Annotated in this window: 22 protein-coding genes; 14 read left to right on the top strand and 8 right to left on the bottom strand. The window is 59.6% G+C overall.

All coding sequences use genetic code 11. The features are described 5' to 3' along the window. Position 1 precedes the first annotated feature (1 nt). Entirely contained in the window at positions 2-316 is a 315-nt protein-coding gene (locus tag SSARUM_RS12980) for a BON domain-containing protein (protein WP_033634764.1), read from the top strand. A gap of 44 nt (positions 317-360) precedes the next feature. Here the strand turns inward: SSARUM_RS12980 and ompW are convergent, their stop codons facing one another. After that, positions 361-993, bottom strand: a complete 633-nt coding sequence (gene ompW / locus SSARUM_RS12985) for an outer membrane protein OmpW (protein ID WP_004932076.1) — start codon at positions 991-993, stop codon at positions 361-363. A 286-nt stretch (positions 994-1,279) separates the two neighbouring features. Here ompW and SSARUM_RS12990 point away from each other — a divergent pair, with 286 nt between their 5' ends. Together SSARUM_RS12990 and SSARUM_RS12995 are read left to right on the top strand one after the other, a co-directional pair. Next, positions 1,280-1,720 carry a YkgJ family cysteine cluster protein gene (locus SSARUM_RS12990; RefSeq protein ID WP_033634766.1) on the top strand — a complete coding sequence of 147 codons (441 nt, stop codon included), beginning with the start codon at positions 1,280-1,282 and terminating at the stop codon, positions 1,718-1,720. Positions 1,721-1,754: 34 nt separating this feature from the next. Further along, complete coding sequence (locus SSARUM_RS12995; protein WP_033647584.1) at positions 1,755-2,507, top strand: YciC family protein; 753 nt, start codon at positions 1,755-1,757, stop codon at positions 2,505-2,507. A 52-nt stretch (positions 2,508-2,559) separates the two neighbouring features. Here the strand turns inward: SSARUM_RS12995 and SSARUM_RS13000 are convergent, their stop codons facing one another. Further along, positions 2,560-4,263 (bottom strand): SulP family inorganic anion transporter, encoded by a 1,704-nt coding sequence (locus tag SSARUM_RS13000; protein WP_033647585.1) that lies wholly within the window; start codon positions 4,261-4,263, stop codon positions 2,560-2,562. 221 nt (positions 4,264-4,484) lie between these two features. Between SSARUM_RS13000 and SSARUM_RS13005 the strand changes: the two genes are divergently transcribed. Further along, the gene (locus tag SSARUM_RS13005; RefSeq protein WP_033647586.1) at positions 4,485-5,024 is read left to right on the top strand and encodes a septation protein A; all 540 of its coding nucleotides are present in this window, start codon (positions 4,485-4,487) and stop codon (positions 5,022-5,024) included. 76 nt (positions 5,025-5,100) lie between these two features. Then, positions 5,101-5,529: an acyl-CoA thioester hydrolase YciA gene (yciA, locus tag SSARUM_RS13010; protein ID WP_004932085.1), complete on the top strand. Its 429-nt coding sequence runs from the start codon at positions 5,101-5,103 to the stop codon at positions 5,527-5,529. Positions 5,530-5,596: 67 nt separating this feature from the next. Here yciA and tonB read toward each other — a convergent pair whose 3' ends face one another. Next, positions 5,597-6,340, bottom strand: coding sequence for a TonB system transport protein TonB (gene tonB / locus SSARUM_RS13015; protein WP_016927510.1), 744 nt, complete (start codon positions 6,338-6,340; stop codon positions 5,597-5,599). A gap of 236 nt (positions 6,341-6,576) precedes the next feature. After that, positions 6,577-7,230: an epoxyqueuosine reductase QueH gene (locus tag SSARUM_RS13020; protein ID WP_033634769.1), complete on the bottom strand. Its 654-nt coding sequence runs from the start codon at positions 7,228-7,230 to the stop codon at positions 6,577-6,579. A 175-nt stretch (positions 7,231-7,405) separates the two neighbouring features. Here SSARUM_RS13020 and SSARUM_RS13025 point away from each other — a divergent pair, with 175 nt between their 5' ends. Together SSARUM_RS13025 and SSARUM_RS13030 are read left to right on the top strand one after the other, a co-directional pair. Next, a complete protein-coding gene (locus SSARUM_RS13025) occupies positions 7,406-7,702 on the top strand; it encodes a YciI family protein (RefSeq protein ID WP_033634770.1) in 297 nt (98 codons plus the stop codon). A 171-nt stretch (positions 7,703-7,873) separates the two neighbouring features. Further along, positions 7,874-8,815 (top strand): amidohydrolase family protein, encoded by a 942-nt coding sequence (locus tag SSARUM_RS13030; RefSeq protein ID WP_033647587.1) that lies wholly within the window; start codon positions 7,874-7,876, stop codon positions 8,813-8,815. A 33-nt stretch (positions 8,816-8,848) separates the two neighbouring features. On the opposite strand, the gene SSARUM_RS13035 is transcribed toward SSARUM_RS13030, so the two are convergent. Next, positions 8,849-9,715, bottom strand: a complete 867-nt coding sequence (locus SSARUM_RS13035; RefSeq protein ID WP_033647589.1) for a LysR substrate-binding domain-containing protein — start codon at positions 9,713-9,715, stop codon at positions 8,849-8,851. A gap of 92 nt (positions 9,716-9,807) precedes the next feature. Here SSARUM_RS13035 and SSARUM_RS13040 point away from each other — a divergent pair, with 92 nt between their 5' ends. Beyond that, complete coding sequence (locus tag SSARUM_RS13040; RefSeq protein WP_048321655.1) at positions 9,808-10,764, top strand: DMT family transporter; 957 nt, start codon at positions 9,808-9,810, stop codon at positions 10,762-10,764. 17 nt (positions 10,765-10,781) lie between these two features. Here the strand turns inward: SSARUM_RS13040 and SSARUM_RS13045 are convergent, their stop codons facing one another. Then, positions 10,782-11,783, bottom strand: a complete 1,002-nt coding sequence (locus SSARUM_RS13045) for a LacI family DNA-binding transcriptional regulator (RefSeq protein ID WP_033647592.1) — start codon at positions 11,781-11,783, stop codon at positions 10,782-10,784. A 70-nt stretch (positions 11,784-11,853) separates the two neighbouring features. Then, entirely contained in the window at positions 11,854-12,408 is a 555-nt protein-coding gene (locus SSARUM_RS13050) for a D-lyxose/D-mannose family sugar isomerase (RefSeq protein WP_033648124.1), read from the bottom strand. A gap of 228 nt (positions 12,409-12,636) precedes the next feature. On the opposite strand from SSARUM_RS13050, the gene SSARUM_RS13055 reads away from it, so the two are divergent. The 5 genes from SSARUM_RS13055 (at position 12,637) to SSARUM_RS13075 (ending at position 18,790) form a co-directional block, all read left to right on the top strand. Then, positions 12,637-13,671 (top strand): NAD(P)-dependent alcohol dehydrogenase, encoded by a 1,035-nt coding sequence (locus SSARUM_RS13055; RefSeq protein WP_033634775.1) that lies wholly within the window; start codon positions 12,637-12,639, stop codon positions 13,669-13,671. Between the two features lie 4 nt (positions 13,672-13,675). Continuing rightward, on the top strand, positions 13,676-15,193 hold the full coding sequence (gene xylB / locus SSARUM_RS13060) for a xylulokinase (RefSeq protein ID WP_060430175.1): 1,518 nt from the start codon (positions 13,676-13,678) through the stop codon (positions 15,191-15,193). Beyond that, a complete protein-coding gene (locus SSARUM_RS13065; RefSeq protein ID WP_049195458.1) occupies positions 15,190-16,695 on the top strand; it encodes a sugar ABC transporter ATP-binding protein in 1,506 nt (501 codons plus the stop codon). The genes xylB and SSARUM_RS13065 overlap by 4 nt, the downstream gene beginning before the upstream one ends. Positions 16,696-16,771: 76 nt before the next feature. Further along, positions 16,772-17,749, top strand: a complete 978-nt coding sequence (locus SSARUM_RS13070; RefSeq protein WP_369783701.1) for an ABC transporter permease — start codon at positions 16,772-16,774, stop codon at positions 17,747-17,749. A gap of 33 nt (positions 17,750-17,782) precedes the next feature. Further along, the gene (locus tag SSARUM_RS13075) at positions 17,783-18,790 is read left to right on the top strand and encodes a substrate-binding domain-containing protein (RefSeq protein ID WP_033634778.1); all 1,008 of its coding nucleotides are present in this window, start codon (positions 17,783-17,785) and stop codon (positions 18,788-18,790) included. Between the two features lie 141 nt (positions 18,791-18,931). Here the strand turns inward: SSARUM_RS13075 and SSARUM_RS13080 are convergent, their stop codons facing one another. Continuing rightward, entirely contained in the window at positions 18,932-19,495 is a 564-nt protein-coding gene (locus SSARUM_RS13080; RefSeq protein ID WP_049195460.1) for a TetR/AcrR family transcriptional regulator, read from the bottom strand. A 127-nt stretch (positions 19,496-19,622) separates the two neighbouring features. Here SSARUM_RS13080 and smfY point away from each other — a divergent pair, with 127 nt between their 5' ends. Further along, positions 19,623-21,095 (top strand): multidrug efflux MFS transporter SmfY, encoded by a 1,473-nt coding sequence (smfY, locus tag SSARUM_RS13085; protein WP_033634780.1) that lies wholly within the window; start codon positions 19,623-19,625, stop codon positions 21,093-21,095. Positions 21,096-21,142 lie beyond the last annotated feature (47 nt).

Consider the following 21,142-nt stretch of genomic DNA (forward strand, 5'->3'; position numbering starts at 1 on the left):
TATGAAGCTTTTTAAAACCCTTTCGGCCTTGTGCATGGCAGCCGTTGTGGCGGTCGCGGTGAGCGCTTGCGCGCCGACGGCAAAATCTGAGGGAACGGGTGGTTATATTGATGACACGGTGATCACCACCAAAGTGAAATCGGCACTGCTGGCGGATAAAAACATCAAGTCACGCGAAATCAGCGTGGAAACCTTTAAGGGACGCGTGCAGCTGAGCGGCTTCGTGACGTCCAGCGATGACGCCAACCGTGCGGTGCAGGTCACACGCGGCGTGGCCGGCGTGAAATCGGTTGAAAACGTAATGCAGATTAAATAATACCGACACAGGGAGGCGCAACGCCTCCCTGCTTGGAGCCTTCATCAGAAGCGGTACCCCGCCCCGAACATGAACACCCACGGATCCAAACGCGTATCGAAGCTGTGGTGCCCGCCATTCGCATCGTTGAAGCGAGTTTTGGTTTCGATATTCATCCACCACACCGACATGTTCAGCATCCAGTGCTCATCCAGGTTGTAATCCAGGCCGGCCTGCGCCGCCACACCCCAGGAATCTTTCAGATCGAGATTGCTCAACCCGGCGCTTTTGCCGTAGTCGTTGAACTTCTCATCGAAGAAAGTGGTGTAGTTAACGCCGACGCCCAGGTAAGGACGCAGTTTGTCCTGCTTATCGCCGAAGTAGTATTGCGCCATCAGCGTAGGCGGCAACTGGTGAACGGTCGCCAGATCGGTGCCGCCCAGCGTCACCTTGTGGCGGAATGGCGTTGCGGCCAACAACTCAACGCCGATGTTGTCCGTCACCATATAACCGAAGGTCAGACCGAGCTGGGTGTTGTTTTTCGCATCCAGCGAACCCAACCCCAGCACGTTGTCCGAACCCGCATTTGGACGCACCGTCGCGGTGCCCGCGCGGAACAGGAAATCACCGGCCTGATGCGCACTTGCCAACATAGGCGCCATCATCGTCGCCAATACCATCAGAGTTGTCTTTTTCATTATCCATTCCATTTGTGTGGTTAATCGCTCGAGGGGGAATATACCTACTTTCGGGTATTTGTGATCCCATCGAGATCACATCTTATGTGTAAAAATTTAAAATCCTACTAAAAACAAGGTTACCTAACCACCTAATAAATCAAGGATTGATCTGCATCAAAAAATCGATTTTGTTGCAAATTATCTACATGTTCAAATTTCGGTTGCGGAGAAAATTGCGGCTGAGGTAATTTCATTTTCCGTGTTGGTTTTGGTTGGTGCCGTGAGGAGTCGGCGGGCAATCAAGATGAGCGAAATCCTTAATCCCTGTGTCAGCTGCGGCGCATGCTGCGGTTATTTTCGAGTGTCATTCTATTGGGCCGAAGCCGAAGACGGCGGCGGCACAGTCCCTCTTTCCCTGACGGAGCCTTTGACCCCGTTCCTGCGCTGCATGCAGGGGACCAACAGCAAGTCCCCCCGCTGCAACGCGCTGGACGGCGAGATCGGCAAAGCCGTGTCCTGCTCGATCTACCTCAATCGGCCCAGCCCGTGCAGAGAGTTCGATCAGTCCGGTGAAAACGGCCTGCGCAACGAAGCCTGCGATCGCGCCCGGGAACGTTACGGCCTGCCGCCCTTGCCGGTGCCCCTGCCGCTGTCGCTGCCTGAGACGACGATCGTTGAAGAAATAGGCGTAGTGCAATTCGCGGGGTGCCACAGCGGCGTGGAACAGGGTACAATCACCCACTGATTTATCTCTGTTTTCCCGACGCCAAGGAGTCTGCATGTCTATCACGGCCAACGCTTTGTACCGTGACAGTTTTAACTTTTTACGTAACCAACTGGCCAGCATCCTGATGCTGGCTTTGTTGACGGCGTTTATCTCCGTGCTGCTGAATCAGGCCTTCAGCCCCGATGCCGAACAGTTGGCGACGCTCGCTGCCACCACCAGCGATTTCGCTTCGTCTACCGGTATGGGCATTCAGGAAGTGATCCAGCAGATGACGCCGGAACAGCAGATGGTGTTGCTGAAAGTGTCGGCGGCCGCCACCTTCTCCGCGCTGGTCGGCAACGTGCTGCTGGTCGGCGGGATGTTGACGCTGATTCGTCTGGTGTCGCAAGGGCAACGCACCAGCGCCCTGCGCGCGCTCGGCGCCTCGGCGCCCGACTTGCCGCGCCTGCTGCTGCTGCTGTTTATCTGCACCCTGCTGATCCAGCTTGGCCTGACGCTGTTTGTGGTGCCGGGCGTGCTGATGGCGATCGCCTTCGCACTGGCGCCGGTGATCGCCTCGGTCGACAAGAAAGGCGTGTTCGCTTCGCTCAAGCTGAGCAGCAAACTGGCCTTCGCCAATGCGCGCGTGATCGTGCCGGCGATGATGCTGTGGCTGGCGGCCAAACTGCTGGTGCTGTTTTTGGTGAGCCATCTGTCGGTGCTGACGCCGAACGTCGCCAGCGTGGTGTTGACCGCGTTGAGCAACCTGGTGTCTGCCCTGCTGCTGATCTACCTGTTCCGCCTGTATATGCTGCTGCGCGGCTAACGCCGGCGTCAGCGAAAATCAAGGGGCACGCTTCGGCGCGCCCCTTTTTTGTTTACCCCATCACGGCGGCTTCCGCCTGCTCCTTACTCTGAATCAGCTTCAGCGCCAGATACAGATCCGGCACCAAAATCAGCTCTTTGTCGCGCCCTAAGCGGTTGATGCGGAACCAACGCGTCAGTTCGGTGCGACGCCCCGCCAGCACCAGCCTAACGTTACGCTGTAACAGATCGCGTTTCAGTTCGTCGATGGCCGCCAGCACGCTGATATCGGCATGGGTAAAACTGGCCACCGCGTCCACCACCACCCAACGCGGCTGGAACGGCGTGCCGTCGACCAAATTGAGAATACGGCGTTTGAAGTACGCCACGTTGAAATAGGTCAGCGGCGAATTGAAACGATACATCATGACGCCGGGCACCGCCTTCACCCCATTGTTGTTGCCCATGGAATGGATCATGCCTTCGTCGTTGACGCCCAGCAGCTGTTCCGTCGGCCGGAAGACAGTGCGCAGAAACTGCATCAGCCCCAGTAACACCGCCAGCCCGATGCCGCTGATCACCCCTACCAGCAGCACGCTGAGAAAGGTAAACAGCGCCAGGCGGAACGCCTGCGCGTTGCGGCGGCGCAAGATCCAGATGCCACGGATGTCCAGCAGCGACCAGGCCGCATACATCAGCACCACGCCCAATCCCGCCACCGGAATAAACTGCAGCGGCGCCATCAGGAACAGCAAGACGAAGGCGATGACCGCGGCGGCGATGATCGACACCAGCTGGCTCTTGCCGCCGTTGGCGTCATTCACCGCGGTGCGCGAGTCTGCGCCGCTGATGGCGAAACCTTGCGACAGCGCAGAGACGATATTCACCAGCCCCAGCGCGCGAAACTCGGCGTCGGCGTTCACCTCATAACCGTTTTTGGCGGCAAAGCTGCGGGCGGTGAGCATCATGCTGACAAAACTCACCACCGCCAGGTTAAGCGCCGGGATCACCATGTCGCGCAGCAAGCCGGGCTGGAAGTCCGGCCACTGGACGATCGGCAACACGCCGCTGAAACCGCCCACCGTCACCACGCCATGCTGCTGCAGGCCGCCGGCCCAAGTGACGAACGCCGCCAGCACGATGGCAAACAGCGGCGCCGGCCAGTTAGGCCGCCATTTTTTAAATCCGAGCAGCGTCACCAGCGTCAACAACGACACCGCCATCGTCAGCCAGTCGCTGTGCAGCAGGTTACCGGGCAGCGCGTAGATGCGCTCGATCAGCTGCGCCGGGCGCACCGTGAACCCCAACACCTTGCCGATCTGATCGACCATAATGGTGATCGCCACCCCGTTCAGCAACCCGCTGAGGATCGGCCGCGACAGCAGATCCGCCAGCGCCCCCAGCTTGAACCGGCTGGCCAGCAGGCACCAGCCGCCCATCATGGCGGTCATCATGATGGTCAGTTGCCAATGGCGCTCCATATTACCCGCCGCCAGCGGCGTCACCACCGCGGCGATCACCGCACAGGTGGCGGCGTCGGGCCCGACGATCAGCTGGCGCGACGAGCCGAACAGCGCATAGGCCACCATCGGCAAAATACAGGAATAGAGCCCCACCACCGGGCTGACCCCGGCCAGCTCGGCATAGGCGATGGCCACCGGCAAGGCGACGGCGGCGACGGAAAGGCCGGCGCGAATATCCGGCTTGAGCCAACTGCGTTGATAGCCCAATAAATGCGTCAAACCAGGCGTCAGGGCCTGGAGAGATTTCCACTGCATGCTGTTTTCCGCGGTAAATTATCTGGTTATTATGCTACTTACTATGCGGCCTGTGGCGCGCGCTGGCAATGCGCCCGCGCTTTCTCACGTAAGTTTATGCAAATTCCTGCTTTCGCGGCAGAAATCCGCCGGCCAAACGCCGATAATCGGCAGCGCCCGGCGGTACACAGAGCTCGCCGAATCCGGTATAGTCGGCCGATGAACAGATGATGGATTGATTTATGAAGCAGTTTCTTGATTTCCTCCCGTTAATTGTCTTTTTCGCTTTTTACAAGCTGTACGACATTTACGTCGCTTCCGGCGCGTTGATCGTCGCTACCGCACTGGCGCTGGTGTTCACCTGGGTTAAATACCGCAAGGTCGAGAAGATGACGCTGATCACCTTCCTGATGGTGCTGGTGTTCGGCACCCTGACGCTGGTGTTCCACAACGATTTGTTCATCAAATGGAAGGTCACGGTGATTTACGCGCTGTTCGCGCTGGCGCTGCTGATCAGCCAATGGGTGCTCAAAAAACCGCTGGTTCAGCGCATGCTGGGCAAAGAGTTGACGCTGCCGGACAAAGTGTGGAGCAACCTCAACCTGGCCTGGGCGGTCTTCTTCCTGGCCTGCGGCCTGGCGAACATCTATGTCGCCTTCTGGCTACCGCAAAACGTCTGGGTCAATTTCAAAGTCTTTGGCCTGACGGTGCTGACGCTGGTCTTCACCCTCCTCAGCGGTATCTATATTTACCGGCACATGCCGGAAGAACAGAAAAAATAGTTACAAAATTGTTAATGCCTGCGGCGCTTGCCGCGGGCAGTATGATGTTATTCCCTCCCTTTAAAAGCAGACTGCTATGACACAACAACGACCTTTACCCAGCGGCGAGCTGGTGCTGCGCACGCTGGCGATGCCGGCCGATACCAATGCCAACGGCGATATCTTCGGCGGCTGGCTGATGTCGCAAATGGATATCGGCGGCGCCATCCAGGCAAAAGAGATCGCCGAAGGGCGCGTGGTGACCGTGCGCGTGGACGGCATGACCTTCCTGAAACCGGTGGCGGTAGGCGACGTGGTTTGCTGCTATGCGCACTGCATCCGTACCGGGCGCAGCTCGATCACCATCAATATCGAAGTGTGGGTCAAGAAAGTCTCCTCCGCCCCGATCGGCCAGCGCTACCGGGCGACCGAAGCGGTGTTCACCTATGTGGCGGTCGATGCGGAAGGCAACTCGCGCGCGCTGCCTGAAGGCAAAATGAATTTCCGCGTCGGCTTCGAAGAATAAACTGACGCTACGCCGCAAATGCAAAAAGGGTCGCCGAGGCGACCCTTTCTTTTTGTGTTGACCGAACTCAGTTCAATTCAGTCGTGCCGTTCAGCTTGAAGCGGATAGTGACGGTGCGATCTTTCGCTTCTTTGGCTTCATAGCGCCACTTGCGCATCGCCTGCTTCACTTCACGCTCAAACATGTTGCGCGGCTCGGCCGACAAGATACGCACGTTGCTCACGCGCCCGTCGCTGTCGATATCGAACTGTACCCGCACGTTGCCTTCGATCTGCAAAGCCTGGGCCCGCGGCGGATAGAGCGGATTGGCGCGGCTGATCGGCCTTGGCCCGACCTCGCGCGAGTTGCCCTGCACCGGCGCAGCAGGCGCCTGTTTCACCGGCGCTTTATCGATCGGCTTGGCCGGCGAATCGTTGTTGAACGGCGACGGCTCGCGCGGCTCGACTTTCTTCGGCTCCGGTTTGACCTGTTTTTCGACCTTCGGCTTAGGCTTAGGCTTCGGTTTCGGCTTGACCGGCTCCGGCTTCACGATCGCCTTCGGCGGCGGCTCCACGATAGGTTCCGGCTCTGGCTCCGGCTCAGGTTCGACCTGCGGCGGCTCCGGCTCGGCCGGCGCCGGCGGTGGCGGTTCGGCCATCGCGGCGGTGTTGACCATCATGACGCTGATCGGCGCGTCCTCTGGCTTCGGCAGCTCCACCACTTCTTTTACCGAAGCGTAAAGCAATCCCGCCACCAGGGCGCTGTGCAGGCCTACGGACAAGACGAAAGGCACGGATATACGGCGATTAAGGAACATCTTTTTTAGCGGCATAATGATTCTGTTTCCTCTGGTTCGCCAAGTTTAAATGCAAATAGCAATCATATTCAATAACGAAAGGCAAACTATCGCTTTAATCGTCAGTATGCGCGGCTAAAACCAGCAAACTCATAAGGATATTAACCTGGCCGTTGCTTTTTTATCGCCGGAACACCACGCTTGATTAACGTTTCGCCTGGCGTCAAAAAGTAAAAAACCCGCCGTAGCGGGTTGATTGCGGTGATTAAGCGTTATTCTTCATCGCCATAGTAAAGCACGCCCAGCTTGATCAGCGGCCGCCCTTGCGCCTTGCGGTGCAGGTTGGTGTCGCGCAGCGAATAGACGCAGCCGCAGTATTCCTGCTGATAGAAGCGTTCGCGCTTGCTGATCTCTATCATGCGCGACGAACCGCCCTTCTTGCGCCAGTTGTAATCCCAGTACACCAGGTCAGGATACTTTTCCGCCGCGCGAATGCCGCAGTCGGTGATCTGCTGCATGTTCTTCCAGCGCGAAATGCCGAGCGAGCTGGAGATGGTGTCGTAACCGTGCTCATGCGCATACAGCGCCGTGCGCTCGAAACGCATGTCGAAACACATGGTGCAACGAATGCCGCGCTCCGGCTCATTCTCCATCCCCTTGGCGCGGGCGAACCAATTGTCGGTATCGTAATCGGCATCGATGATCGGCACCCCGTGCTTTTCGGCGAAGCGGATGTTCTCTTCCTTGCGCAACAAATACTCTTTTTGCGGATGAATATTGGGGTTATAGAAGAAAATGGCGTACTCGATCCCGGAGGCTTGGATCGCTTCCATTACCTCGCCGGAACAGGGCGCGCAGCACGAATGCAGCAGCAGTTTGCTTTTGCCCGCCGGCAAATCGAGTTTTTCCCTTACCAGTTCCGTCATGTCCTCACCTCAATGGCATATCAGTTTAAGCGCGCCGCACTATACGAATAAAAAGTAGCGGCTTCAAGGCATAAGCGCCAATCCGCCGGGAAATTCGCCCTACGCCGTTCCCCTGTCGCGCCTTTTGCGCTACCTTGGTAGCACCGTTTTATAGCCATGATTTTAAAGGTGAAACATGCTTTATCTGATCTACGCGCAAGACGTCCCCAACTCGCTGGAAAATCGTCTGGCGGTGCGTCCAGCACACTTGGCGCGCCTGCAGGCGCTGCGCGACGCCGGTCGCCTGGTGGTCGCCGGCCCTAACCCGGCCATCGACAGCAACGATCCCGGCGCCGCCGGCTTTACCGGTTCGACGGTGATCGCCGAATTCGAGTCGCTGGCGCAAGCCCAGGCCTGGGCGCAACAGGATCCCTATATCGCCGCCGGTGTCTATGCCGACGTGACGGTGAAACCGTTCAAGCAGGTGTTCTGATCTCCAGCCCCCCAATACCGGGAACGCCCGTTCGCGCGCCGTTCCCGGATCAATGCGTGCTCTCACCCTAACCCGTCGGTAGAAAAAATGCTCTCCCTTCAGGAGGCGTCGCGTCGCCTGCCTATACTCTCCTGAACCCGCGGCATCGCCGCGAACTCCGGAGATCGACCGATGCGACTCGACGTACACGCTCACCTGTGGAGCACAGAGTATCTGGATCTTTTGCAAGCGCATGGCGTGCACGACGTCGCCGCCTATCGGCAACTGGGCGCCGGCCGCACCGAGCGCGAACTCGACGCGCGCTTCGCCCTGCTGGACAGCGCCGGCATCGACATGCAAATCCTGTCGGCGACGCCGCTGTCGCCGCATCTGGAAGACGAACAGGCGGCCGTTGATGCCGCACGCCGGATCAATGATGAATATGCGGAACTGGTAGCGCGTTATCCCACCCGCTTTCGGGCTATCGCTTCTTTGCCGCTGCCGCATATCGACGCGGCGTTACGCGAGCTTGAAAGGGCCTTTACCCAGCTCAATATGCTGGGCGCCTGCATCACCACCTCGGTGCTCGGGCTGTCTATTGCCAACCCGCTGTTCGAGCCGCTCTATCAGGAACTCAATCGCCGCCAAAGCGTGCTGGCCATTCATCCCGCCGGCCGCGGCGCGCATTCGCCGCTGATCGCCGATTACGCTTTGACCTGGTCGATCGGCGCGCCGATCGAAGATACGGTCGCCGCCATGCACTTTATTCTCCACGGCATCCCCCAACGCTTTCCGGAGATGAAAATCATTGTGCCGCACCTGGGCGGCCTGCTGCCGATGACGCTGGAGCGTCTCGACCAAACCGTCGCGTGGGAAGCGCCGCATACGCCGGAACCGCCAAGCCGCGCCGCCCTGCGCATGTGGTACGACACGGTAGGCCACGATCAGGTGCCCGCATTGCAAGCGGCGGCGGCGACCTTCGGCGCAGAGCGGCTGCTGTTCGGCACCGATTTCCCGTTCCAGCCGGGCGACCTGTTTCAAACCACGGTGGACTACATCCGCCGTGCGGGATTGCCGGAGGCAGACGTGAACGCCATTTTGGATCGCAATGCGGCGGCGGTGTTTGGGCTATAGGATGTGAGGCGGCTCTCCCAGGTTTGGCCGCGCTTACTGCGCGATGCGTTCACCGGCCTGAAAATACTCGCCGATGACTTTCTCCAGCATCGTCGTCGCAGGCTCGCCGTCGGCGGCGAAAGAGCGCAGCAGCTGCACCTCATACGGCGCGACCGGTGGCAACTCTTCGAGTATCCGCATCGCGCCAGAGAGCCGCGCCCGATCGAGCAACGTGACGGCCAGCCCCGCCTCTACGCACGAGGCCACCACGCTGGCCGAGGGACTGCTTAAAATGACCCGCCATGGCCGCCCCGCGGCCGTCAACGCCTCGAGCATCGCTTCGCGATAAGGGCAGTCGGCGGCATGCAACGCCAGCGGCAACGGCCGGTTAGCCTGCAGCGCCAGCGAACGGCCTCCGGCCCACACCGGCGCAGTCACCGCAAGCGGTGTCTGGCACCGTCTCCCCGAGGGTTGAACCACCAGCGCAAGATGCAGCCGATTACGGCCAATTTGTTCCGCCAGCGCCTGGCTGGCGGCGGTAGAGACTTCCAGCTCCACTGCGGGAAAACTGTCGGCAAACCGCGGCAAAATATGGCGTATCACATGAGAAGCGTACTCATCGGGCAATCCCAATTTGATATGGCCGCTCAGCGGCGCGCCCTGCAGCTCCCGCAGAATATCGTCATGGGCGTTCAGCAGCACGAGCGTCGAGGCCAGCAGCCTGTTTCCCAGCGGCGTCAGCGCCACGGACTGATTGTCACGCTCCAGCAGGCGCCCGCCCGCCAGCTGTTCCAAGCGCTGGATATGCACGCTCACGGCGGCGGGGCTGCGATTGACAAATGCCGCCGCCGCGCGAAATTGCCCCAAACGCGCAATGGCGTGAAAAGTGCGCAAGAGATCGATATCCAATGTCGGCCGCATGATTTAACTCCGTTAAACGACTAAACAAAAATTATTCGATTTATTAAATTATAGCCACTCACTACCATCGGGCGGAAAAGGAGGTGACCACCATGTCCCTGCCACAATTCCACCCCTCTTCCCACTGCGGCAAAGCCGCCCTCTGGCTGGCTGCGGCCGAGGTTCTGCTGATCGTGGCCTGGAGCTCCGGTTTCGTCGGCATCCGCTTCGCCGCCGATTACGCGCCGGTGTTGCTGGTGGCGTTCTGGCGCAGCGTGGTGGTCGCGTTCGCGCTGCTGCCGTTTAGCCTGAGCGCCATAAGGCGCGCATCTCCGCTGACGGTAGCTGTTCACGCCGGGATCGGGTTGCTCGCCATGACCGGTTACCTGACCGGCGTCAGCAAAGGCATTGAATATGGCGTGCCGGCCGGGCTGGCCGCGCTCATCGCCGATTTGCTCCCTCTCGGCACGGCGCTGCTGAGCATGCTGGTGCAACGTCGCCTGCCCGATGGCCGCGTCTGGTTCGGGTTAACATTGGGGGTTAGCGGGGTAACGCTGGCGACCGGCAGCGCCATCTCATGGGGAAACGCCCCAATGTGGAGCTACTTGTTGCCGCTGGCGGGGATGCTGTCGCTGGCGCTGGCGACGCTGTGGCAGCAACGGCTGCCGCAGACGCAGACGCAGACAATGAGTTTGCCGGCCGCGCTGGGCATACAAAGCGCGGTTTCAGCACTGGCTTTCGCCGCGATGGCCGGCGCTGAAGGCCCGTTGCTGCCAACCATGACGACGGGCTTTGTGATCGGCGTGCTTTGGACCGCGCTACTGGCGACGCTGGGCGGCTACGGTCTGTACTGGTTTTGTCTAAGGCTCACCTCTGCGCTGCGCGTGACGAGCCTGCTGTTTCTCAGTCCCTTCGTCACTTTCTGCTGGGCATGGTTAATGTTCGATGAGCCCCTTTCCTGGCCGATGCTGCTGGGCGCGGCGGCCGCAGGAAGCGGTTTGTGGTTGCTAATCCGTCCCGCCGGGGGGATGAGCCGTAAACGGCGCAACGCGCTAAAAAATGACGGGTAAAGCGAACGGCGCCGCCGCTACGCGATGAGTTTTCCCCGCACCACCACCTTGCCCGGTTTGATCTCGGGGTCGGCAATACGACGGATCGCCAGATTCAACGCTTGCCAGGCGATCTCTTGCAAATCGTGCGACACGCAGGGGAAATGAAAACCGTAGATCTCGGCATGCGAAACCTCATCGATGCTGAACAGCGCCACGTCCTGCATCAACGGCAGCCGATGCTCGATGCAGGCCTTGATAATGCCCAGGGAGATCTGGTTATTGCAGCCGACGAAAAAGTCCGGCGCGCGGTTATTGGCCAGCCATCGGCTCGTCTCTTGCCAGGCGACATCCATAAAGAAATCGGCATACAGCACTTCAAGCGACGCCACCTTGCCTTGTAATGCCGCTTGCAAGCCAGTTACCCTGTCACGCGCGACGTTGGAGTTTTCCGGCCCGGAGACCACCACTACCCGCTGCGCCTTCTGTTCCAGCAGCCAGCGCCCCGCCTGGAGGCCGCAGTCCAGGTTATCGATATACACTCCGCTGCAGTGGCGATTATCCAGCTCCCGGTCGATCAAAACCACCGGGATATTCAATGTTTCCAACCGTTTTAGATAGGAAGGCTGGTACAGATGATCGTTGGAAATGACCGAGAGAATGATCGCATCGACGTTGTAGCCAATCAGTTTGTCGATGATTCTGTCTTCGCTTTCCTGAGACTCATAGGAGTCGAACACCAGGGTGTCATACCCCATTTTTTGCGCTTCAAGCGTCATCAGCCGCGTCAGGCCGCCAAAGAACGGGTTGGCCATATCAGGGTTGACGATGCCAATGGTTCTGCTGCTTTTCGCCCGCAGGTTGCGCGCCGCGGCATTGACCACATAACCGAGTTCGGCAGCGGTCTCCCGAATGCGGCGCAGCGTTTCCGGATGAACCTTGTCCGGCTGTGAAAATGCCCGCGACGCGGTGATTTTACTGACGTTTGCCTGTGCGGCCACGCTAGCCAGCGTCGCTTTCCGTCCTCGACCCACTGCCAAATGCAGCTCCTTAGCTTTGAGTATCATTTTGTACCATTCACAACATCATGACAGAACTTTCATCGTGGCGCTAATGGTTTACGCCCGCCAGGCGGTTAATCCGGGGATCGGTAAAGATATCCAGTTCGTCACGGCTCTCGGAAGAGAACTCGGACACCACCGCCCCCCGCTTTCCAGCCTGAAACCAGTGCCGGGTATTGGGCGCGATGGTGTATTGCTCGCCCGGCCGCAAGAGGATATAGCGATTGCAGGTATACCAAGGCTCCGCGCCCTCTGGCACCCGGCATACCGGTTCGCCGCCGGCGTCATTAAGCGTCAGGTTTTCATCATCGACAAACAGAAACACCTCGCCCCAACGGCAGCGAAACGTCTCTTGCTTACCCGGCGTGCCGGCGAAAGGAGGATGCAAATGTTCCGGGCAAGTCTGCTCTGGAAACAGCACCAACTCTTTCGCACAATAGCGAGGCGAGTTGACATAGGTCAGCAGTTGCAGCCCTGACACGGGATAGTCGGCCAGGCCAAATGTCGCAATTTCAATACGTTGCTGTTCTTCTTCGGTCAGAATAATGTCCGCCTTGCGCAAATATTCCAGCGTAGCGGCCATGGCGGTTTGTCGTTTGTTCATCATTTCCCCTGCAAAGTAACGGTATCGATATCAACACGCTGATATTAAAACCGTCATTGCATCGCCGATTTTGTGATCGTTATCCCCATATTGAATAACAACCCACCAGCAAAATTAACTCTCGTCGAGTAATTCCAACATCGATCACAGTTTACCCCCTCGCTTTGGCCCAATATCGCCGCATTGAAATGATACCGTTACCATAAAAATGATTCACCAGGAGGCAATATGAAAGCATTAGTGTTGGCCAAAGCGGGGGAAATCGCTATCGAGGACGTCCAGCTTGCCGAAACGCTGGGCCCCGATGATGTGCAGATAAAAATTCATTCCGTGGGCATCTGCGGCAGTGATGTGCACTATTACCAACATGGCCGCATTGGCCCGTTCGTGGTTAACGCCCCGATGGTGCTCGGCCATGAAGCCTCCGGCGTGGTGCTCGCGACAGGTAAAAACGTCACTCACCTCAGCATCGGCGATCGCGTTTGCATGGAGCCCGGCATTCCCGATCTCAACTCGGCGCAGACGCGCGCCGGCATTTACAACCTTGACCCGGCCGTTCGCTTTTGGGCGACGCCGCCGGTACACGGTTGCCTGCGCGAAACCGTCATCCACCCTGCCGCCTTCACGTTCAAATTGCCGGACAACGTCAGTTTCGCTGAAGGCGCCATGGTGGAACCCTTAGCCATCGGCATGCAAGCGGCCACCAAAGCCGGGATCAAACCCGGCGATATCGCGCTGGTGATCGGCGCCGGGCCGATCGGCGTGGTCACCGCCCTCGCGGCGCTGGCGGGCGGCTGCTCGGACGTCATTATTTGCGATCTGTTCGACGAAAAACTCGCCGTGGCGGCCAGTTACGAGGGGCTGCACGCCGTCAATATCAAAACCGGCGACCTGGCGGGGAAAGTGGCCGCGCTCACCAGCGGCAATGGCGCCGATGTCGTGTTTGAATGCAGCGGCGCAAAACCGGCTATCGCAACGCTGGCCGAACATGCGGCGCCAGGGGCGACCGCGGTGTTGGTCGGCATGCCGATCGATGCCGCGCCGCTGGATATCGTCGCCGCGCAGGCCAAGGAAATCACCTTCAAGACCATTTTCCGCTACGCCAACATGTACCCGCGCACGCTGCGGCTGTTGAGCAGCGGCAAGCTGCGCGTCCAGCCGTTGATAAGCCAAACCTACAAGTTCTCCGACAGCGTGGCGGCCTTCGAACGCGCGGCGGCGGGACATGCCTCAGACATCAAAATCATGCTGGAAATGGAGTGATCCTATGGCGCTCTATGCTGGCATAGACTGCGGTACGCAAGGCACGAAAGTCGTGATTGTCGACAGCACACAGGGCGTGATCCTCGGTGAGGGCAACGCCCCTCACCGTCTCATCAGCCAAGCCAATGGCCGGCGCGAACAGGAGGCCGACTGGTGGATTGAGGCGCTAGTCATCGCTTTTCGCCAAGCCGTGACTCACGCCGGCATTGATGCACGGGAGATTCACGCTCTGGGGGTCTCGGGCCAACAACATGGGTTTGTGCCGCTGGACGCAGACGGCAACGTGCTGCACAGCGTCAAGCTGTGGTGCGATACCGAAACCGCAGAAGAAAACGAACGGCTCCTGCAACAGCTCGGCGGAGCCAACGGCTCGCTGGAAACGCTTGGCCTGCGGATCGCCACCGGCTATACCGCGTCAAAAATCCTTTGGTTCAAGGCGCACCATCCGGCGCTGTGGGCACAACTGCATACCGTGTTGTTGCCCCATGACTACTTGAACTTCTGGCTGACCGGGGAGCGCGTAGCGGAATATGGCGACGCTTCCGGCACCGGGTTGTTCGATGTGCGCACCCGTCGCTGGAGCAAAACCGCCGTCGATCTCATCGACGACAGCGGCCGCCTGTGGCAAGCCCTGCCGCCGCTCAAAAGCGCGGAGTGCTGCATCGGCACGGTGCGTCCCGCTGCCGCTGAAAAACTCGGCCTCGGCCCGGCAGTGCGGGTCTCGACCGGCGGCGGCGACAACATGATGGCGGCCATCGGTTCCGGCAACATCGAGGCCGGCACCCTCACCCTGAGCCTGGGCACCTCCGGCACGCTGTTCGCCTGGTCCGCCGCCCCCGTCACGGCGGAATCGGACATGATTGCCGGCTTCTGCTCCAGCACCAACGGGTGGCTGCCCTTGATTTGCACCATGAACGTCACCTCGGCCACCACCGCGGTACAAACGCTGCTGGACCAAGATCTTGCCGGCTTTAACGCTTTGCTGGCGCAGGCTTCGCCCGGCGCAGGCGGTGTCGAGATGCTGCCGTTCTTCAATGGCGAACGCGTTCCGCCATTGCCCCACGCGCGCGCCAGCCTGCATAACCTCGATAGCGACAACTTTACCCGCGCCAATCTCTGCCTGGCGGTGGTCGAAAGCGCCACGTATGGGTTGCGCTATGGCATCGAGCTATTTCGCCGTCAGGGCATCGAAGCGCGCGAAATCCGCCTCACCGGCGGCGGCGCCCGCAGCGCCGCCTGGCGACAAATCGTCGCGGACGTAATGGGATGCCCGGTGGTCTGTCTGAAAGCCAAAGAGACCGCGGCGCTGGGCGGCGCCATTCAGGCGATGTGGGCGACGATGTTGGCCGACGATCCGCGCCGGAACGCCGCCGCATTGCTGGCCGAACTGTGCCAACGCTTCGTTGCGCTGGATGAGGCCACGCGCACGCCGCCAAACGCCGGCAGGCAGGCGCAATACGAGACGCTTTATCAACGCTACCTGCAACGCTTGCAGCAGAACTACCCGGAGGTGCAACTGTGACGCGAGATCCCCATACGCCAGCGCCCGCCTACCTGCTGGAGGTCAGCGGCGTCAGGAAAGCCTTCGGCCCGGTCGTGGCGCTCAAGAATGCGGAGTTTTGCCTGCGGCGCGGATCCATCCATGCCCTGTGCGGCGGCAACGGCGCGGGTAAATCCACCTTTCTCAGCATTCTGATGGGCTTTATTCAACCCGATGGCGGCGACATTTTTATCAATGGCCAACGCTGCGAATTTCATCATCCGCGGGAAGCCCTCAATGCCGGCATCGCCATCGTGCAGCAGGAGCTGAGCGCGATCCCGGATCTGACGGTGGCCGAAAACATTTGGCTGGGCCGCGAGCCGAGACGCCTGGGGTTCGTCGATTTCGCAACGCTCAACCAGCGCACGACCAGCCTGCTCAAAGAACTCGATTTCAAGATCGACGCCCGAGAAAAAATGCGCAACCTGAGCGTCGCCGAACAGCAGCTGGTCGAGATCGCCAAGGCGCTGTCGCATGCCAATGCCGACATCATCATCATGGATGAACCCACCTCGGCGATTGGCGAAGAGGATGCGCAGAAAATCTTTCAGACGCTTCAGCAACTGGCGGCAAAAGGTAAAGGCATTATTTACGTCTCTCACCGTTTGTCAGAAATATTCCAAATCGCGGACAGCTACACCATTTTCCGCGACGGCGCCTATATCCATGAAGGCTATATCGCCGACATTACCCGTGAACAGCTGATCGAACACATTATTGGCGGCGAGTACGACAGCGAGTTCGCCAAATTCAATCAGCCCGGCGAACAGGTCTTGCTGGCGGTCAATAACCTGTGTTGGCGCAGCAAGATAAAAGATATCAGCCTGCAGCTGAAGCACGGTGAGATCCTGGGCATCTATGGGCTGGTGGGATCGGGCCGCAGTGAATTTCTCGACCTTATCTTCGGCATTCAGCATGCCGACAGCGGCACGATTCGCCTGGGCGACAAGACGCTGAACCGCCACTCTCCGCGCGAGGCCATCGACAGCGGTATTGCCTACGTGACAGAAGATCGCAAGGAAACCGGCCTGGTGCTGTGCCGTTCCGTCAGTGAAAACATCAATATCGCCTCTTTTGCCGCCATCAGCCGGATGGGGTTTGTCAGCGAGAAACGGGAGCAGGCGCGAACCCGCGACATGATCCAGCGCTTCAACGTTAAAACCCACGACGGCGAACAGCCGGTGGGCAACCTGAGCGGCGGCAACCAGCAAAAAGTGGTGCTGGGCCGTTGGGCGCTGCTGGATCCGGAGGTTTTGCTGCTCGACGAGCCGACGCGCGGTATCGACGTCGGGGCCAAGAAAGAGATCTATCGATTTATGTCGGAGTTCGCCTTGCAAAACAAAGGAATCATTATGGTTTCCTCCGAGCTTTCGGAAATTATCGGCATGAGCGATCGCATATTGGTGTTTCGTGACGGGCAGTTGGCCGGCGAGCTTTCGGCAGCCGATGCGACCCAGGCAGCACTGATGAAACTTGCGGTTTAACAGAGAGAGAAAAAAAATGAGCAGCGCCCACTCCTTATCACCAGGAATTTCATTTTTCACCCGCAATAAGCGCCGTATGCACAAATACGGCATTATCATCGCCTTTTTCGCCCTGTGCTTGATCGTGGCGCTGATTGGCGAATATCAGGTCGCTCAGGGGGCCTGGAGCAGCAACTATTTTCTCAGCAATGAAAACACCCTGATCGTCCTGCGCCAGGTCTCGATCAACGGCATTCTGGCGATCGGCATGACCTTCGTCATTATCACGGCAGGCGTCGATCTCTCCGTGGGCTCGGTGCTGGCGTTAAGCGGGATCGTCGCCGCTCGCTTCGCCACCAACAACAGCGGATTGGCTATCGGCGACACCGCGACCGCCGTCATGGCGCCGCTGATTGTGGCGCTGGGCATCGGCATCGTCTGCGGCCTGATGAACGGCACCGTGTTAGCCCGTTATCGGCTGCAGCCGTTTATCGTCACCATGGGCATGCTCTCCGCGGCGCGCGGTTTAACCATGCTGACCACCAACGGCAATCCGGTATCGCAATTGAACAGCGATTTCCGCTGGTTAGGCAATGGCTATGTCGGCGGCGTTCCGGTGCCCGTCATCATCTTCATCGTGCTGTTCGCCCTCGCCTGGCTCGTGCTGAATAAAACCCTCTTCGGGCGCTACATCTACGCCGTCGGCGGCAACCCGAAGAGCGCGCGCACCTCGGGGATTAACGTGACCCGCATCAAAATACTGGTGTATACGCTGTGCGGCGCGCTGGCCGGCATCGCCGGCCTGATCCTCACGGCGCGCACCGGTTCGGCGCAGACCAATGCCGGCGCAGGGTATGAGCTGGACGCCATCGCAGCGGTGGTGATCGGCGGCACCAGCATGGCCGGCGGCGTCGGTACGCTGGTCGGCACCTTCTTCGGCGTGCTGATTATCGGGGTGATGAATAACGGCCTCGATCTGCTCGGCGTGCAGTCGTATTACCAACAAATTATCAAAGGCGCATTGATCGTCCTTGCCGTATTGCTCGACCCCTCGCGTAAGCAACAGCGCGATTAATAACATCAGACCCAACTCTACCAGGAGAAAACCATGAATAAGACCAAGATAGCGTTGTTTGCCTCTGCCCTGATGCTGGGCAGCCTGTCGGCAGCCCAGGCCGCCCCGGTTAAAATCGCGGTATTGATGTACGGCAACAAAGCCGAATTCGTGCAATTGATGGAAAGGTTCGGGAAGGAACACCCGGCGGTGAAAAGCGGCGAAGCCGTGCTGACCTTCTACGATGGGCGTTATGATGCATCGGTGCAAAACGATCAGGCCGCCACCGCTATCCAGACGCGCGCCGATGCCATTATCGTCAACCCTATGGATTTTGAGGCCAATATCGATATCGTCACCAATGCCAACGAGGCCAAAATCCCGGTGGTGGTCACCAATGCGCGCCTGAACACGGACGCGATGACGTCTGAAGTGGTGTCTAACGACGAGTTGGGGGGATATCTGGAAGCCAAAGCCGTACTGGACAAACTCGACTGCAAGAACCATAAGGTGAACGTGGTGATTATCGAAGGCCCGAAAGGCGGCAGCGGCGAGATCCAGCGCGGCAAGGGCAATGATAAAGCGATAGCCGAGTGCGGCGCCGGCCAGGTCACCGTGCTTGAACGCAAAACGGCCAACTGGTCACGCGCGGAAGCGCAGCCGCTGATGGAAAACTGGCTGCAGAAACATCGGGGTAAAATCAACGGCGTGATTGGCCAAAACGACGAGATGGCGCTGGGCGCTATCGAGGCGATTAAAGGCGCCGGCCTGAATGTGAAGGACTTCGCGATTGCCGGCGTTGACGGCGTTTCCGACGCGATTCATGCGGTGCAGGCCGGTGAAATGGTCTCTATCCTGCAAGATGCCAAAGGCCAGATGCAGGGGTCCATCGACGTCGCGCTGCGCGCCGTGAAAGGTGAAAGCTATCAGCCGCAGTCGGATATCTGGAAACAGTACGCCAAGGATCTGAAATGGGAAGGCGGCACGCAGAAGCATTACTACATTCCGTGGACCGTCGTCACCGCAGAGAACGCCCAATCGCTGTTGGACGCCCGTAAATAATCCCCCCGCCCCCTGCCTCCAGGGGGCATCGCTTGGGCGCTTGCCTGCAAACAAAAAAAAGCCAGCACGGAGTGGCTGGCTTAAAAGTTCTTCGAGGGAATATCTTGTTCGATAACCATACGCCCTTCACTGCGGGCTTTACTAGCTATCAGTGCGATAGGCATCCTCAGTTAAAATCAACGCCTGCATATCGGCGAACATCGTTTCCCATTCCGCCTGGTCGATATCCATCAAACCAAAGTAACGCAGCATAAAGGCGCCTTCTGTGGCGAGAAACGCCAGGCGCGCGCGCTTGCCCTCTTCGGTGGTCAAATCGAGCCCGGCGATGCGGCTGCGATACCATTCACGCGTGCTCGCCAGATGCTCCGGCGTTTGAATCAGCGTCGCCATCAGCCCGGCGGCCTTGGCGCTGGCGGTCTGATCCGAACTGTGGGTGGCCAGCATATGCGCCCGCACAGCGGTCTGCGGTGAAGGATCGTCGCCGGCGATAGCCGTGAACAGCGTTTCATAGGCACTGCCCCAGCGATCGAACATGGCATCAATCAGGGCGTCTTTGCTGCCAAAGCAATACTGCACCCCGCCCTTGGAGATCCCCATCGCTTTGGCGACGGCGTCGATGGTCAAGCCGGCGGCGCCCTGGGTGGCGACGATTTCTTCGGCGATGTCCAAAACCTTGTCGCGATCGATGCTGCGTTGACGTCCCATTAAGAAACCCTTCTTTTCAATACGAACGTATGGATATATATTATCACCAGTATACCACCCGGCATCGCCGGTGGGTTACCCGAATGGCGGCGCCTCCGCGCGGCCCACTTTAACTGGATTATGACTTATGTACGCCAAGAACCGCTGGTTGATCCTGACGATGGTCGCCAGCGCCCTGTTCCTGATCGTCATCGATATGACGGTGTTATATACCGCCCTGCCGCGCTTAACCCAGGCGCTGGACGCCAGCGCCTCGCAAAAACTCTGGATCGTCAACGCCTACCCGCTGGTGGTGGCCGGCCTGTTGCCCGGCGCCGGCATGCTGAGCGATCGCATCGGCCATAAACGGCTGTTTCTCGCCGGACTGCCGGTGTTTGCCGTCGCGTCGCTGTGCGCCGCGTTCTCGCCCACCGCCGAGTGGCTGATCGCCGCCCGGGTGTTCCTCGCCGTTGGCGCGGCGATGATGATGCCCGCCACGCTGTCCATCGTGCGCCACGTCTTTACCGACGAACGCGAACGCGCGCTGGCGATCGGCATCTGGGCCTCGGTGGCCTCCGGCGGCGCGGCCATCGGCCCGGTGGTCGGCGGCCTGCTGCTGGAGTATTTCTGGTGGGGTTCGGTGTTCCTGATCAATGTGCCGGTCGTGCTGCTGGTCTGGCCGCTGGCGTGGAAACTGATCCCGCGCTGCGGTGGCGATAACCCGCGCCCTTCGGACATCGTCGGCTCGGTGCAGATCATGATTGGCCTGGTCGGCGCTATCTATGCGCTGAAGGAGCTGAGCAAGCCGACGCCTGATGTGAGTGCCTTGCTTGTGGCAGCCCTGATCGGCGTGTTGTTCCTGGCCCTGTTCGTGCGTCGTCAGCAGCGCAGCGCCCACCCGATGATCGATTTCTCTCTGTTCCGCAACCGGCTGTTCGCCGGCGGCATCGGCGTGGCGCTGCTTTCGATGGTGGCGCTGATCGGCATCGAACTGGTGCTCAGCCAACGCCTACAGCTGGTGCTCGGCCTCAGCCCGCTGCAGGCGGCGCTGTTTATTTTGCCGATCCCGCTGGCCTCGGCGCTGGCGGGGCCCGTAGCCGGCCTACTGTTGCCGCGCTACGGCGAACGCAGCATCATCCTCGGCGGTTTTGTCCTGACCACTCTCGGCATCGCCGGTCTTGCCGCGTTATACCAGAGCGGCATGGCATTGCAATTGGTCAGCCTGGCGCTGGTGGGTTTTGGCCTCGGTGGCGTGATCACCGCCGCTTCCACCGCCATCATGCTGAACGCGCCGGAGGAAAAATCCGGCATGGCGGCGTCGATCGAGGACGTCTCCTACGAGCTGGGCGGCGTGCTGGGCGTGACGCTGCTCGGCGGGTTGATGACGGCGGTTTACAGCCATAGCCTGGCGCTGCCGGCGGAGCTGCCGGTCAACCCGCTGGCATACGACAGCATCGACGAAGCCCTGCGCCTGGCGGCCGGGATGGCGGCCGATCGCGCGCAGCAGCTGACGCAGCTGGCGCGTCTGGCCTTTGATCGCGCGTTTATTACGGTACTGATCGCCGCCGCGCTGTTAATGGCGCTGGGCGCCGGGGCGGTAAAACTGGCGCTGCGCAAGTAACCGATAAAAGCGGCTTTTTTCGCCGGCGGAACCTGCGTAAACTGATT

Source organism: Serratia sarumanii (assembly GCF_029962605.1).
In the GTDB taxonomy this organism is placed as follows: Bacteria; Pseudomonadota; Gammaproteobacteria; order Enterobacterales; family Enterobacteriaceae; genus Serratia; species Serratia sarumanii.